This is a genomic window from Planotetraspora kaengkrachanensis (genome assembly GCF_016862895.1).
GTDB lineage: Bacteria > Actinomycetota > Actinomycetes > Streptosporangiales > Streptosporangiaceae > Planotetraspora > Planotetraspora kaengkrachanensis.
This window is the reverse complement of sequence record NZ_BONV01000049.1, coordinates 12,702-25,567: the sequence shown is the minus strand read 5'-3', so window position 1 is coordinate 25,567 and position 12,866 is coordinate 12,702. Positions and strand designations below refer to the sequence as shown.

The window sequence follows — 12,866 nt, the reverse complement described above, 5'->3', positions numbered from 1 at the left end:
TACTCAGGCCCGCCAGATCCACTACGGCACAATTGCCCGGTGGCCGAACTCTCTGCACACGAGCCGGACAGCCCCGAGCAACGATGGATGAGCCCCGGAGTTGCCGGAATCGGATCGGCCAGCTTTCTCGCCGATGTCGGCCACGAAGTGCCCACGGCATTGCTGCCCAGCTTGCTCACCTCCACCCTGGGAGCGCCCGCCGCAGCACTCGGTCTCATCGAAGGCATCGCTGATGGACTCGCAGGGGTCGGCAGACTAGCCGGCGGAGCACTCGCTGACGACCCGCAACGACGCCGATCTGTGGCTGTCGGCGGATATACCACCACCGCGGTTCTGTCCGCCCTGCTGGGAGTGGCCGCCAATGTTTGGCAAGCCGGAGCCCTACGCGCCGGGGCGTGGTTCGCCCGAGGTCTGCGTGTCCCCGCCCGCAACGCCCTGCTAGCCGACCTCGTACCTGCCAATGCGTACGGCCGGGCCTACGGATTCGAGCGGGCGATGGACAACCTTGGCGCCATCGGCGGACCCATGCTCGCCCTGGGCCTGGTCGCCATCTTCAGCGTCCGGACCGCGATCCTCATCTCCGTCATCCCCGGCATCCTCGCCGCGCTGGCCATCGTCTACGCCATCCGACGAGCCGCCCAGCCGGCCGTACGCGAACGCATCCCCATCCGGTTACAGATCCGTCCCGTCCTTCAGGGAGACCTGGGCCGTCTGGTCGGAGCAATCACCGCGTTCGAAGTCGGCAACGTCGCTGCGACTCTGCTCATCCTGCGTGCCACCCAACAGCTCACCCCCGCCCACGGAACGCAGACAGCAACCAGCATCGCCCTGGGCCTGTACATCGCCTACAACGTCGCGGCGACCCTGGCATCTGTTCCCGCCGGCCACACCTCCGACCGCCTCGGCGCGCGCGGCCCCATACTGGTCATGGCCGCAGGTGTCGCCCTGTTCGGCATCGCTTATGCCGCCCTGGCTTTCGACACCACCAGCTACTTGCTGTTGGCTCTGCCGTTCCTCGCCGCAGGACTGGCCATTGGCTGCGTCGAGACCGCCGAACATGCAGCCGTCGCAGCCCTAGCCCCCGCCGCTCTGCGCGGGTCAGCCTTCGGGTTGCTGGCCGCCGTTCAATCCCTGGGCAACTTCGCCGCCAGCGCGATTGCGGGTCTGTTGTGGACCTTCATCTCGCCCAACGCCGCATGGACCTACTTGGCAGCCTGGATGGCCGTTGCCCTGCTCGGCATGCTGCTCACCGGCAGACGTGCTAACCGCGTGGCGCGTACATGATGACCAGGACGCCGAGTACGCAGATAACCGCGCCGATGACGTCCCACCGGTCCGGCTGGAACTTGTCGAACACCATGCCCCACACCAGTGAGCCCGCGACGAATACGCCCCCGTAGGCCGCAAGAATGCGGCCGAAGTTGGGATCAGGTTGGAAGGTGGCGACGAACCCATACAGGCCGAGCGCGATGATCCCCGCTCCGACCCACAACAGCCCGCGGTGTTCCCTCACTCCCTGCCAAACAAGCCATGCTCCGCCGATCTCAGCTATTGCGGCTAGCACGAACAGCAGAAGTGAACGCGCAACAGTCACGGCTGCGACTGTAGAGGACGACTGTTGTCATGCTGCTCGGCACCCTTCTGACAGCCGCGGCTAGCCCCGCCACCACAAGCTGTGGCCGGCTTTCGGGTACGCAACACCCACGCCAGTCCCCAAGCGAGCACGGCCAGTCCGGCGAGCACCGCAGCCACGATCGGCATGATGCTTGTGACTGCGACAGCCCCAGCGCCTCCGAGGATCGGCGGTGAGTTGGGCTTATCGGATGCGGGAGGCGCTCGCTGTGCTCTCCTACCGCCTTTGACTATATTCAGCATGTACGCTGAATATTGACAACCTGAACATTCAGCGAGATGGGTGGGAGATGGTCGACGAGTCCGGCCGCGACGAGGATGCGTATGAGGCGGTGTTCAGTGCGCTGGCACACCCGGCGCGCCGACGGGTGCTGCTCACCATCTACTTCAACGGCGGATCGATGGCCGCCGGCGAGATCGCCGCGGTGTTCTCACACGCCTGGCAGACGACCACCCGCCACCTGCAGATCCTCGAGGCCGCCGGCCTGCTCAGCAGCGCACGCGACGGCCGCATGCGCATCTACCACCTCGAACGCAAGCGCCTGGACCTCGTACGCGACTGGCTTGCGCATTTCTCCATCACGCCCGACCCCGCGAAGGAGACCCCCTGACATGGCAGCCGCCACCACACCGGTTAACCGGCCCGACACTCCTCGGCTCTTCCGCCTCAGCGTCGAGGTCGGCGACCTCGACCGGGCCATCGCCTTCTACAGCGAACTGTTCGGCATCGAAGGCCACCGGCAGGCCGGAGCCCGCTCCTACTTCGACTGCGGGCACGTCACCCTGTCAGTCATGGACGTCTCGGCCAATGGGACGCCGCACACCGCGGCAAAGGCCCTGTACTTCACCGTCGAGGATCTCGAAGCCGTCTTCGCCCGCGCCAAGGTCCTCGGCTGCCTGTCCACGGAACTCGTACACGACCAGAGCGCCGGGGCCATCGTCGTCCGTCCGTGGGGCGAGCGGTCGTTCTACGCCGATGATCCCTGGGGCAACCCGCTGTGCTTCGTCGAGCGCGGCACCGTATACGCGGGCTGACTTCCGCGGCCATCTCCTTCGAGCGTCCGCCCATGGGTAGCGACACGTAGAGACGGACAACACGATGGCCAAGAGTTTGATGATCATGAAGTTGTCTGCACTCTGTGCTCATCGGGAGGGACTCGCTCAGTCGGCAACCTCCAGCCATTTGGCGACCCTCAAAGAGGGTGGCGTGCTGACCTCGCGCCGCGAATGGAAGACCGTGTACTACCGGGCAGATCCGACGGGCATCGGCCGAGCCTTGGACGAGTTGCAGGGCTGCCTGCGCTCATGTTGCCCGCCCCAGGCGTCCAGCGACTAGGCGATCGGTGGGCCTACCTCATGCGAGGTCATTGCGCTCAGCCCTCGCCGGTTACTACAGGAACCTGCGCCCTCATGGACAGTCCGGCGCCCACTGATTAGATGCGCATCTAATTTGACATTTCCCTAATCAATCAAGGAGACTGCTGACGGCTACTTCGATAAACGTCTATTCAGGGTTGTGTGGTGGCGGGCTCTGTCCCTCCGCCAGCCTCTGAAGACCAACGCACCAGTAGGAGATGACCCATGAGCGGTGCATGCTGCGGCCCGGCTGACGTCGAGATCGAGCAGTTCGCGTCCCAGGCGGACGCGAGTGCCTTTCCCGTGGTGGTGATCGGAGCCGGTCCCGTCGGACTGGCCGCCGCCGCACATCTGGCCGAGCGCGGGCTGGACTTCCTCGTCCTTGAAGCTGGGTCCCAGGTGGGCGCGTCAGTCGCGCAGTGGGCTCACGTACGGGTCTTCAGTCCATGGCGGTACAACATCGACGACGCGGCTCGCCGGCTGCTGGAAGTCCAAGGTTGGTCCGCGCCGGATCCCGACTGGCTGCCGACGGGCGCCGAGCTGATTGAGGACTACCTGTCCCCGCTGGCCAAGGTGCTCGGCCCTCGGGTACGTGTTGGCGCGAGGGTGACCGCGATCAGCCGTCTGGGCTATGACCGCGTCCGCACCACAGGCCGGGAGAACGTGCCCTTCCTGATTCGCCTCGACAGTGGCGAGGAGGTGCAGGCGCGGGCGATCGTCGATGCCTCCGGCACGTATATGACCCCGAACGTGCTCGGCGCCAGTGGTCTGCCCGCATACGGGGAGGACGACGCGATCGTCGACCACGCGCTGCCCGATGTGCTCGGCACAGACCGTGATCGTTACGCGGGCAAGCACACCATGGTCGTGGGCGCCGGCCACTCCGCCGCGACGACGCTGCTCGGCCTGGCGAAGCTGACCGAAGAAGCCCCGGGCACCCGTATCACCTGGGCGATCCGTGCGGGCAATGCCACGCGCACCTACGGCGGCGGCGCTGCGGACGCGCTGCCGGCACGCGGCGCGCTCGGCACCCATCTGCGCCTACTCGTGGAGGACGGCACCATCGAATTGCTGACCGGCTTCTACACCCACCGCGTCAACGTCACCGGCGAAGCGGTCGAGGTGATCAGCAGAGATCCCTACGGTGCCGAGCAGGCCGTGACCGTGGATCGGATCGTGGCCGCCACCGGTTATCGCCCCGACCATTCCATCGCGTCCGAACTGCGCCTGGACCTCGACCCGATCCTGGGATCCACCCGGCAGCTCGCCCCGCTGATCGACCCGAACCAGCATTCCTGCGGCACCGTGCCCGCTCACGGCGTCGACGAACTGTCCCACCCGGAAAGCGGCTACTACGCCGTCGGCGTCAAGAGCTACGGCCGTGCGCCGACGTTCCTGATGGCCGCGGGTTATGAGCAGGTCCGCTCCGTGGTCGCCGCGCTGGCCGGCGATTGGGCGGCGGCTCGCGAGGTGCAACTCGATCTGCCGGAGACCGGAGTCTGTTCCTCCGACCTCGCGGAAGCGCAGGAGAGGCGGGTCGGGCTGGCCACCGGCATCAGTGGGGGTCTCCTGGCCACGCCGCTGCCTCTGGTCAGTGTCGATGCCGGTGGCAGCTGCTGCGGCTGACTCGTACCACTCGAAGGGACCTTGCGATGTCGGAGGGATATCCCACCGCCGCGCAGAAGGAGGCATTGCGCCTCATCTGCCGGCACGGACAACTCGACACTGAGCACTTGGGTGAACGCCTGGTCGCTGCCAGGCGATCGAGCACCAACCCAGGTTTCACTGCGGCGATGCACCGCATGGCGGGATCGCTGGCCTGGCGTCTTCGCGCTCAGGGATTCATCGCCGAAGCGGAGCACGGCAGCGGATCGACCACCACGCAGGATGGTCGCAAGCTCATCGCCTGCACCGGTGAACGCGGGTGAACTCCACCACCCAGGCCGCCGTCCCCACTGTGCGGGGCGGCGGTCAGCCCCGTTTCAGCCGAGGACGTGAGATCGTCGCCGCCCTGGCCGTCACCCAGACCATCGGGTACGGCGTGCTCTACTACGCCTTCTCGGTGTTCCTTGCCCCAATGCAACGTGACCTTCAGGCGGGCGGCACCCAGGTGGCGGCGGCATTCACCCTCGCCGTCCTGACCACCGCACTGTGCGCTCCGCTGGCCGGACGGTGGCTCGATGCGCGCGGTGGCCGGGGACTGATGACGGCGGGATCGATACTGGGCACCCTCGCCGTCCTGGCCTGGTCGCGAGTGGACAACCTGCCACAGCTGTATGCGGTCTTCGCGGCGATCGGCGTCGCCTCGGCGATGGTGTTGTACGAGCCGGCCTTCGCCGTCCTGGTCAGCTGGTTCGACGGCCGCAGCAGGGCGAACGCGCTATTGGCGCTCACCATAGTCGCGGGGTTCGCCTCCGCGATTTTCCTCCCGTTGACCGGTCTGCTGGTCGACCGGTACGGCTGGCGCCACGCCTTGGTCCTCCTCGCCCTCTTGTACGGCATCACGGCAATTCCGCTCCACGCCACGGTGCTTCGGCGCCGCACTCAGGCATCGGGGAATGTCGCGGAATCAGCGACCGGCAGAACACAACTCGCGCGTGCGGCGTTCCGTGAGCGGCCTTTCTGGCTGTTGGCGATCACCTTTACCGCCCATGAAGCCGCCGTTGCCATAATGGCCGTCCTCTTGATCACCTATCTCGTCCATCTGGGCCACGCCCCGGCCCTCGCTGCCACGGTGGCCGGACTTCTCGGCGTGCTATCGGTGACCGGGCGGCTGGTCACGACAGGCCTCCAGCGACTGCTACCCGCCGCCGTCATAGCCGCGGCCATCTTCGTTCTGCAGGGACTCGCCGTGCTGCTCCTGCCGCTGCTCGGGCGTAGTGTCCCGGGAGCGGTCGGATGCGTGCTGCTGTTCGGCCTGGGTTTCGGCGTGGGGACCATCACGCAGCCGCACCTGCTCGCCGCCCGCTACGGCACCTCCGCTTACGCCACACTGGCCGGGCGCATCGCCTTGTTCTCCATCGCCGCCAGTGCGACCGCCCCACTCGGCGCAGTAGCTCTAGCCCACGTTGCCGGATACGGCTGGGTCATGGTTGCAGTCGCGGCGACCTGCGTACTGGCCGCATTCGCACTGCTCGCCTACCATCGCGTATCGTTTAGACAGGCATCGAATTAGGGAGACTTCGCCATGACCGCCCTCACAGGCCAGTGCTGCGCGCCCATCGCACGCGAGCCGTTATCAGAGGGCGACGCCGCTGAGTTGGCAGTGCTCCTCAAGGCGGTCGCCGACCCGGTACGGCTGCGCCTGCTGTCCATGATCGGCTCCCACGCCGGCGGCGAGGCGTGCGTGTGCGACCTGACAGACGGTTTCGACCTGACGGCCCCGACGATCTCCCACCACCTGAAGGTGCTGCGCACCGCCGGGCTCATCGGCTCCGAGCGGCGCGGCACGTGGGTCTACTACTGGGTGATCCCGTCGGCAGTGGCACGGCTCGGCGAGCTGTTCACCCCGTTGGCCGAACCCGTCAGCGCCTGATGTCGGCGGCGGACGCAGCCCCCCGCCCGGAAGGGACGTGGTGACCGCACACCAGCGGGCCCACGTAGTGGTCATCGGCGGAGGGCAGGCCGGCCTCGCGGCAGGCTTCTACCTGCGCAGGGCCGGAGCTGACTTTGTCATCCTCGACGCCCAGGACAAGCCTGGCGGCGCGTGGCGACATGCCTGGCCGTCCCTGCGGTTGTTCTCCCCGGCCCAGTACAGTTCGCTGCCCGGCTGGATGATGCCGCCCACTCCTCACGGGGGTTACCCGACCGCTGCCGACGCGGTCGGCTACCTGACCGACTACGAACAGCGTTACGACCTGCCAGTGATCCGCCCAGTGACCGTGCGTGCCGTGCGCCGGGAAGACGACGGCTTGCTCGTTGAGACTGACACCGGTACCTGGCACGGGCGATACGTGATCAGCACGACGGGCACCTGGTGGCGCCCCTACATCCCCCATTACCCCGGCAGAGGTGACATCGGCGGGCAACAACTCCACACCGCGGACTACAGCGGGCCAGAGCCTTTCCAGGGCCAAAACGTGATCATCGTCGGTGGAGGCAATTCCGCCGCCCAGATCCTCGCCGAACTGTCCACCGTCGCCAACACGACCTGGGTCACCCGGCGACCTCCCCGGCTGCTTCCCGACGCCATTGACGGAAAAGCCCTGTTCGACCTCGCCACTCGTCGCCAACATGCCCTGGCCGTCGGTGAAACCGGCACATCGATCAGCGACCTGGGGGACATCGTCGCCGTTCCCTCAGTCCGCGACGCCCGCGACCGAGGTGCGCTCAAGGCCGAGCCGATGTTCGCCCGAATCACGCGCACCGGTGTTGCCTGGCGCGATGGAACCGAACAGTCGTGCGACGCCATCTTGTGGTGCACCGGCTTCCGGCCCGCCCTCCTTCACCTGTCTCCGCTCCGCCTCCGCCGCCACAACGGCCTGGTGGCCACCGAGGGAACACGGGCACTCACCGAGCCGCGCCTCCACCTGCTGGGCTACGGCGACTGGACCGGGCCGGCCTCAGCAACCTTGATCGGAGCCAGCCGCACCGCCAGAGCAACCGTGGCCGAGATCATGGGGCATCCAACGAGATCTACAACGCGGACGACGGACGGCCCTCGCGCGGGTTGACGTGTCGTGTGGGCGACCGTACGGCTCGTGTCCACGCCTGGGTGGCGAGTTGTACCGCGTCGTAGGGGCTGCCGAGCGGTGGGGTGTAGGACAGATCGAGGTCACCGACGTCCGCGACGCTCGCCACGTAGGTGATCGCGGTTGCGAAGGTGTCGACGCGCTTGGAGATCTCCGCCCCGAGACGTCCCACCAACTGTGCGCCCAAGAGCCGGCCCGTCTTGCGATCGCCGGTGATGGCGACGTGCACGGGGGTCGAACCCGGATAGTACGCCTTGTGATCATCGAAGACGCCGGCGACGGTGAGCGGTGCGAACCCGGCGTCGCGAGCCGCGCTGTCGCGGAATCCGGTCGCGGCGACGACGGTGTCGAAGACCTTGACGACCTGGGTGGAGCAGACACCGGCGAAGGCCGCGTCACCGCCGATGGCGTTCTCTCCGGCGACGCGCCCCTGCTTGTGCGCGGTCGTGCCCAGAGGGAGGTAGACCGGGGAGTCGAGCAATCGATGATGCGTGTGCACGCAGTCGCCCGCGGCGTACACGTCCGGAACGCTCGTCCGCATGCGCTCATCGACGATGATGGCCCCGCGCACGCCCAGTCCGGCGCCGGAGGCAGCGGCAAGCGAGGTCTCGGGGCGGACGCCTGTCACCACGAGCACCACATCAGCACGCCGCGTCGAACTGTCCGAGCATGACAGGAGCACACCGCCAGGGACGTAGTCGCGGACGACTGAGCCGACTGACACGCCCGTCAGCACTTCGACGCCGTGGCCGACCAGTTCGGTTTCCACCAGCTTGGCAAGCGCTGGATCCAGCGTGTTCGGCAGGACTTGGGAGAACTGCTCGAACACGGTGACACGTAGGCCTCGGGCGGACAGCGCTTCTGCCATCTCCACCCCGATGTAGCCCGCTCCGATGATCGCCGCAGTGGCCGGACGGCGTTTGTCCAGGTCATCGGTGAGAGCGAAGGTGTCGTCCATGGAGTGCAGTACGTGCACGCCGTCAGCGGCACCCAACTGGTCGAGGCCCTGAATGGGCGGCCGGACGGGGACCGCGCCAGTGGCGATGATCAGCTTGTCGTAGCCGATCTGCCGCAGGTCGCCGTCGCTGCTTCGTGTTTGTACGACGTGGGCGGCCGGGTCTATGGAGACCGCGGTCTCGTTCAGCCGCAGACGCATACCCGTGGCCTCCAGGTCCGCCCGTGTTCGATGGGCGAGGGACCGCCAATCGGGCACGTCTCCCGAGACGTGGTACGGGATGCCGCAGATGGAGTAATTCGGGTATTCGTCGGCCACGACCACCGTGACCTCCACGTCGGGAGCCAGCTCCCGCGCGCGGAGGGCGGCCGTGACGCCGGCGTCGCTTCCCCCGATGACCAGCAGGTCCACGCGGTCAGTTCCCAGCCAGTTCCGCGATCAGCTTCTGCACGCGGTCCTGGATCTCGTCGCGAATCGGGCGCACTGCTTCGATGCCCTGACCGGCCGGGTCCTCGAGCACCCAGTCCTCATAGCGCTTGCCCGGGAAGATGGGGCAGGCGTCGCCGCAGCCCATGGTGATCACAACGTCGGATGCCTCCACGGCCTCGGTTGTGAGGATCTTCGGGGTCTCCGCGGTGATGTCGATCCCGACCTCTTTCATCGCCTCGACGGCGACGGGGTTGACGCTCTCGGCCGGGGCCGAGCCCGCGGATCGGACTTCGATGCGATCGCCGGCCAGGTGGGTGAGCCATCCGGCGGCCATTTGGGATCGTCCCGCGTTGTGGACGCAGACGAACAGGACGCTGGGCTTGTCGGTCATGGAAGTCCCTTTTCAGTGGTGCGTATGTTCAGCGGGTCGTGGAGAGGGTGAGCTCGTCCAGCAACTCGCGTACGTGGGCGTCGACCTGGTCGCGGATCGCGCGGACCTCGTCGAGCGGTTTGCCGTGCGGGTCAGGCAGGGTCCAGTCCAGGTACCGCTTACCAGGATGGATAGGGCAGGCGTCTCCGCAGCCCATGGTGACGATGACGTCGGCGGCGCGGATCACGTCGTCGGTCAGAGGCTTGGGGAACTCCGCGGAGGCGTCCAGGCCGATTTCGGCCAGCGCCTCCACCACGGTCGGTTCGATGTCGGAGGCGGGCTCAGAGCCGGCCGTCCGGACGCCGACCTTCCCGTTGGCGTGGTGCTCCAGCAGCGCGGCGGCCATCTGCGAGCGCCCGGCGTTGTGCGTGCACACGAACAGCACCTCGGGTACGGCCTTGGGGATGAACCCTTGCGCCTGTGCCAGGGCAGTCAGCCGGTCGTTCGCGAATCTCTCGGCGAGCACATGAAGGTGTGACTTCACCCTCGCAGTCCGGTAGAGCGCCACGTAGGACTCACGCAGATACCGGATGATCGTCTCCGTCGAGAAGTTGCCGACGAAACGCACGGCCAGTCGCTCGGCTACGCGTTCGAGCACCTTGTCGGTCTCGGGGGAGTAGACGTTGTCCGGCTCGTCCATGGGGGGTTCCTCTCAGGTGAGGCTGTGGTCGGTGATCTGGCCATTTGCCGAGGTTTCCGGCGACGAGCTTTGTGCGGATGGTGGCTGTTGCGTGGCGGGTGTCTGGCCCATGAGCCCGGCGACCAGCAGCAGGCCCACGATGCCTCCGACCAGTTGGGCGGCCAGGAAACCTGGCACGGAGGAGGGTGCGATGCCCGCGAAGGAGTCGGAGAAGATCCGGCCGATCGTGACTGCGGGGTTGGCGAAGCTGGTGGAGGAGGTGAACCAGTAGGCCGCTCCGATGTAGGAGGCCACCACGACCGGCGCGTACGCGGCACGACCTGCCCGCACCAGACAGAAGATGACCACAATCAGGCCGGCTGTCGCGACGATCTCGCCTATCCAAAGATGCGGTGCGGAACGATCGGTGGTTGCCCAGGAGACCGCGGGCTTGGCGAACATGGCGTTGGCGAGGATCGATCCGCCGATGCCCCCGGCTACCTGGGCGACGATGTAGATCGCCACGTTCTTCGGCGGGAGACCAGAGGCATCTCGCCTGCCGTGCCACCAGTCGGCTAGAGACACCACGGGGTTGAAATGGGCACCCGAGATCGGGCCAAGCACGGCGATCAGCACACCCAGCCCGAAGACTGTCGCGGTCGAGTTCTCCAGCAACTGCAGACCGATGTTCCCGGGGGACAGGGTCTGGGCCATGATTCCGGAACCGACGACGATGGCCACCAGGAGCGCGGTGCCGAGGAATTCGGCGAGCGCGCGACGCGGAAGGTTCATCGGCCCACCTGGGAAGCGGCAGGCTGGGTGGGCTGTCGGTCGGCTGACAGACCGTGGCGAACACGGGGCCGGGGCACGGCTTACTCCTTCGGGAGGTGGACTGCGGGGGCGAGCCGGTCGATCCGGTCGGCGATGTCGGCGAAGGCCCGTTCAAAGGCGTCGTCGGTTCCGCTGCGGACCGGGTCAGGGACCGACCAGTGCAAATGGTCGCCGCCGCCCAGGTCCTCGTGCGCGGAGTCGCAGACCGCGACGACCAGGTCGTCCGGTCGTACGACCGCGTCCAGATGAGCGGTGTGTGCCTTGTCCAGCGTCAGACCGTGATGGCGGGCGACGCCGACCGCTTGCGGGTGGACGCGTTCAGCCGGCTGTGTGCCGGCCGAGGCGACAGGAACTGAGCTCTTGCGGACCCAGAGCGCGGCGGCGAGCTGGGATCGGGCGGAGTTGTGGGTACAGACGAACACCACGCGCGGAGCCTGCCGGTAAGTCGAGGGCAGCAGTTCAGCCAGGGTCCTCGGAACCAGCCGAAGGTAGGTGCGCCGCCGGTCACCCTCCGACCGCTGGCGCTCCACCACCCCGGCCTCCTGAAGGATCTTCACGTGGTGGGCGAGCAGATTGGTCGGCAAGCCCAGGAGCCGGCCGATCTCTCCCGGAGAAGCGTCCCCAAGAGCCAGTCTGTCCACGATCGACAACCGGCTCGGGTCGCCGAGCGCCGCATGCACTCGCGCCCTGGCATCCAGATTGCATACCGAGTCAGTGTTCATTGACTCAATATTCGTGGAGCTATGGGTTCGCGTCAATGGCTGGGAGGTTGCCGGCGGATGAAGGGTTTGTGCGTGAGTGCGTCTGGCCGACGAGCGCGAACTGTGGCCAGCGGTGTGCGCTGTGCCTAGTTGTGCCATCTCATGACATTGGTTCCTCGCTGTCAGGCTTGGCGGGCGTGGGACGCGAGGCGTTGGGCGAGCGCGATGACGAGGTTGCGCAGTTCATCGGGGCGCTCGATGACGAACGGACGGTCGAGTGAGGCGAGTAGCGGAGGCAACCAGTCGAGCCGCTCCGCCCGTAGCTGGACGCGCAGCCAACGCTCGGTCGCCCGGTCCTTGTCTGCCGTGGGCGCGTGCTCCTCCAGGCTCGCGACGCTGGCGGGGAGGTGGGCGCGGATCTGCTCAACTGTCCCGTGGATCCGCAAAGTCACCTCGTGCCGGTACTCAGCCGTGGCGAACCCTGACAACACGCGCTGTGCCGGATCGGGACCCACGGGCGCCTCGAATGAGCCGGGCAGGGTCCGTGCGTCTGTGATGCGATCGAGCCGGAAGGTTCGGTCCTCGCCGATCTCGGGGTCCGTGCCCGTGACGTACCACCGGCCCGAATGGGCGACGATCCCGTACGCGTGCAGCGTGCGTTCGCTGCGCCGGCCGTCCCGGTCGGTGTATCTGATCGAGACCGGTCGGCGGTGGTGTACCGCATCGGCGATGGTGAGCAGGACCCCGGCGTCCGGGGTGGCGAACTCGCCGGCCTGATCCGTGAAGGCGAGGGATTCCAGGAGCGTGTCGAGCCGGCGGGCGATGTGCTTGGGCAGCACCCGCCGGATCTTGGCCGAGGCCGTCTCGCTCGCGGTGTGACCTGCCGTTATTACCCCTGCTCGCCGGCCGGCGACCAGGCCGAGCATCACGGCCAGCGCCTCGTCGTCGCTGAGCATGAGCGGAGGCAAACGGTACCCGGGGGCGAGCCGGTACCCGCCGTAGCGGCCGCGCACCGACTCCACGGGTACGTCAAGGTCGATCAGTTGGTCCACATACCGCCGCACGGTGCGCCCATCAACGGCGAGTCGGTCGGCGAGTTCGGCCACCGTCCGAGTGCCGCCCGACTGCAGCAACTCCAGGAGTGTCAGCACGCGGCCGGTAGGTCGAGGCATGTGCACAACCTACGCGAATACAGGACCGATTCTGTCCACTATTTCTCCTA

The 12,866-nt window shown here is 67.2% G+C and carries 15 protein-coding genes; 8 read left to right on the top strand and 7 right to left on the bottom strand.

What is annotated here, in order from left to right; genetic code table 11:
- Window positions 1-39: 39 nt before the first annotated feature.
- Window positions 40-1,284 carry an MFS transporter gene (locus tag Pka01_RS36280; protein ID WP_203887520.1) on the top strand — a complete coding sequence of 415 codons (1,245 nt, stop codon included), beginning with the start codon at window positions 40-42 and terminating at the stop codon, window positions 1,282-1,284.
- Here Pka01_RS36280 and Pka01_RS36275 read toward each other — a convergent pair.
- Window positions 1,262-1,594, bottom strand: a complete 333-nt coding sequence (locus Pka01_RS36275) for a YnfA family protein (RefSeq protein WP_203887519.1) — start codon at window positions 1,592-1,594, stop codon at window positions 1,262-1,264. The two genes, Pka01_RS36280 and Pka01_RS36275, sit on opposite strands and share 23 nt — an antisense overlap.
- 328 nt (window positions 1,595-1,922) lie before the next feature.
- On the opposite strand from Pka01_RS36275, the gene Pka01_RS36270 reads away from it, so the two are divergent.
- The 7 genes from Pka01_RS36270 (at window position 1,923) to Pka01_RS36240 (ending at window position 7,661) form a co-directional block, all read left to right on the top strand.
- The gene (locus Pka01_RS36270; RefSeq protein WP_203887518.1) at window positions 1,923-2,243 is read left to right on the top strand and encodes an ArsR/SmtB family transcription factor; all 321 of its coding nucleotides are present in this window, start codon (window positions 1,923-1,925) and stop codon (window positions 2,241-2,243) included.
- Between the two features lies 1 nt (window position 2,244).
- Window positions 2,245-2,667 (top strand): VOC family protein, encoded by a 423-nt coding sequence (locus Pka01_RS36265; RefSeq protein ID WP_203887517.1) that lies wholly within the window; start codon window positions 2,245-2,247, stop codon window positions 2,665-2,667.
- 546 nt (window positions 2,668-3,213) lie between these two features.
- The gene (locus Pka01_RS36260) at window positions 3,214-4,614 is read left to right on the top strand and encodes an FAD-dependent oxidoreductase (protein WP_203887516.1); all 1,401 of its coding nucleotides are present in this window, start codon (window positions 3,214-3,216) and stop codon (window positions 4,612-4,614) included.
- A gap of 26 nt (window positions 4,615-4,640) precedes the next feature.
- A complete protein-coding gene (locus tag Pka01_RS36255) occupies window positions 4,641-4,916 on the top strand; it encodes a hypothetical protein (protein ID WP_203887515.1) in 276 nt (91 codons plus the stop codon).
- Entirely contained in the window at window positions 4,913-6,163 is a 1,251-nt protein-coding gene (locus tag Pka01_RS36250; protein ID WP_239115968.1) for an MFS transporter, read from the top strand. The genes Pka01_RS36255 and Pka01_RS36250 overlap by 4 nt, the downstream gene beginning before the upstream one ends.
- A gap of 12 nt (window positions 6,164-6,175) precedes the next feature.
- Complete coding sequence (locus Pka01_RS36245) at window positions 6,176-6,523, top strand: ArsR/SmtB family transcription factor (protein ID WP_203887514.1); 348 nt, start codon at window positions 6,176-6,178, stop codon at window positions 6,521-6,523.
- A gap of 37 nt (window positions 6,524-6,560) precedes the next feature.
- Window positions 6,561-7,661: an ArsO family NAD(P)H-dependent flavin-containing monooxygenase gene (locus Pka01_RS36240; RefSeq protein ID WP_373318230.1), complete on the top strand. Its 1,101-nt coding sequence runs from the start codon at window positions 6,561-6,563 to the stop codon at window positions 7,659-7,661.
- On the opposite strand, the gene Pka01_RS36235 is transcribed toward Pka01_RS36240, so the two are convergent.
- The 6 genes from Pka01_RS36235 to Pka01_RS36210 all read right to left on the bottom strand — a co-directional run bounded on the left by Pka01_RS36235 (window position 7,624) and on the right by Pka01_RS36210 (window position 12,816).
- Window positions 7,624-9,045, bottom strand: a complete 1,422-nt coding sequence (locus Pka01_RS36235; protein WP_203887512.1) for an FAD-dependent oxidoreductase — start codon at window positions 9,043-9,045, stop codon at window positions 7,624-7,626. The genes Pka01_RS36240 and Pka01_RS36235 overlap by 38 nt on opposite strands.
- A gap of 4 nt (window positions 9,046-9,049) precedes the next feature.
- The gene (locus tag Pka01_RS36230) at window positions 9,050-9,454 is read right to left on the bottom strand and encodes an arsenate reductase ArsC (protein ID WP_203887511.1); all 405 of its coding nucleotides are present in this window, start codon (window positions 9,452-9,454) and stop codon (window positions 9,050-9,052) included.
- A gap of 28 nt (window positions 9,455-9,482) precedes the next feature.
- The gene (locus Pka01_RS36225; RefSeq protein ID WP_203887510.1) at window positions 9,483-10,133 is read right to left on the bottom strand and encodes an arsenate reductase ArsC; all 651 of its coding nucleotides are present in this window, start codon (window positions 10,131-10,133) and stop codon (window positions 9,483-9,485) included.
- Between the two features lie 12 nt (window positions 10,134-10,145).
- Window positions 10,146-10,904, bottom strand: coding sequence for an MIP/aquaporin family protein (locus tag Pka01_RS36220; protein WP_203887509.1), 759 nt, complete (start codon window positions 10,902-10,904; stop codon window positions 10,146-10,148).
- 80 nt (window positions 10,905-10,984) lie between these two features.
- A complete protein-coding gene (locus tag Pka01_RS36215) occupies window positions 10,985-11,665 on the bottom strand; it encodes an arsenate reductase/protein-tyrosine-phosphatase family protein (protein WP_203887508.1) in 681 nt (226 codons plus the stop codon).
- Between the two features lie 161 nt (window positions 11,666-11,826).
- Window positions 11,827-12,816, bottom strand: a complete 990-nt coding sequence (locus tag Pka01_RS36210; RefSeq protein ID WP_203887507.1) for a helix-turn-helix transcriptional regulator — start codon at window positions 12,814-12,816, stop codon at window positions 11,827-11,829.
- Between the last annotated feature and the right edge of the window lie 50 nt (window positions 12,817-12,866).

Coding starts and splice junctions, on each gene's coding strand:
- Pka01_RS36270 (WP_203887518.1), top strand. CDS start 1,923: ATGGTCGACGAGTCCGGCCGCGACGAGGATGCGTATGAGGCGGTGTTC.
- Pka01_RS36265 (WP_203887517.1), top strand. CDS start 2,245: ATGGCAGCCGCCACCACACCGGTTAACCGGCCCGACACTCCTCGGCTC.
- Pka01_RS36260 (WP_203887516.1), top strand. CDS start 3,214: ATGAGCGGTGCATGCTGCGGCCCGGCTGACGTCGAGATCGAGCAGTTC.
- Pka01_RS36255 (WP_203887515.1), top strand. CDS start 4,641: ATGTCGGAGGGATATCCCACCGCCGCGCAGAAGGAGGCATTGCGCCTC.
- Pka01_RS36245 (WP_203887514.1), top strand. CDS start 6,176: ATGACCGCCCTCACAGGCCAGTGCTGCGCGCCCATCGCACGCGAGCCG.
- Pka01_RS36230 (WP_203887511.1), bottom strand. CDS start 9,454: ATGACCGACAAGCCCAGCGTCCTGTTCGTCTGCGTCCACAACGCGGGA.
- Pka01_RS36225 (WP_203887510.1), bottom strand. CDS start 10,133: ATGGACGAGCCGGACAACGTCTACTCCCCCGAGACCGACAAGGTGCTC.
- Pka01_RS36220 (WP_203887509.1), bottom strand. CDS start 10,904: ATGAACCTTCCGCGTCGCGCGCTCGCCGAATTCCTCGGCACCGCGCTC.
- Pka01_RS36215 (WP_203887508.1), bottom strand. CDS start 11,665: ATGAACACTGACTCGGTATGCAATCTGGATGCCAGGGCGCGAGTGCAT.
- Pka01_RS36210 (WP_203887507.1), bottom strand. CDS start 12,816: ATGCCTCGACCTACCGGCCGCGTGCTGACACTCCTGGAGTTGCTGCAG.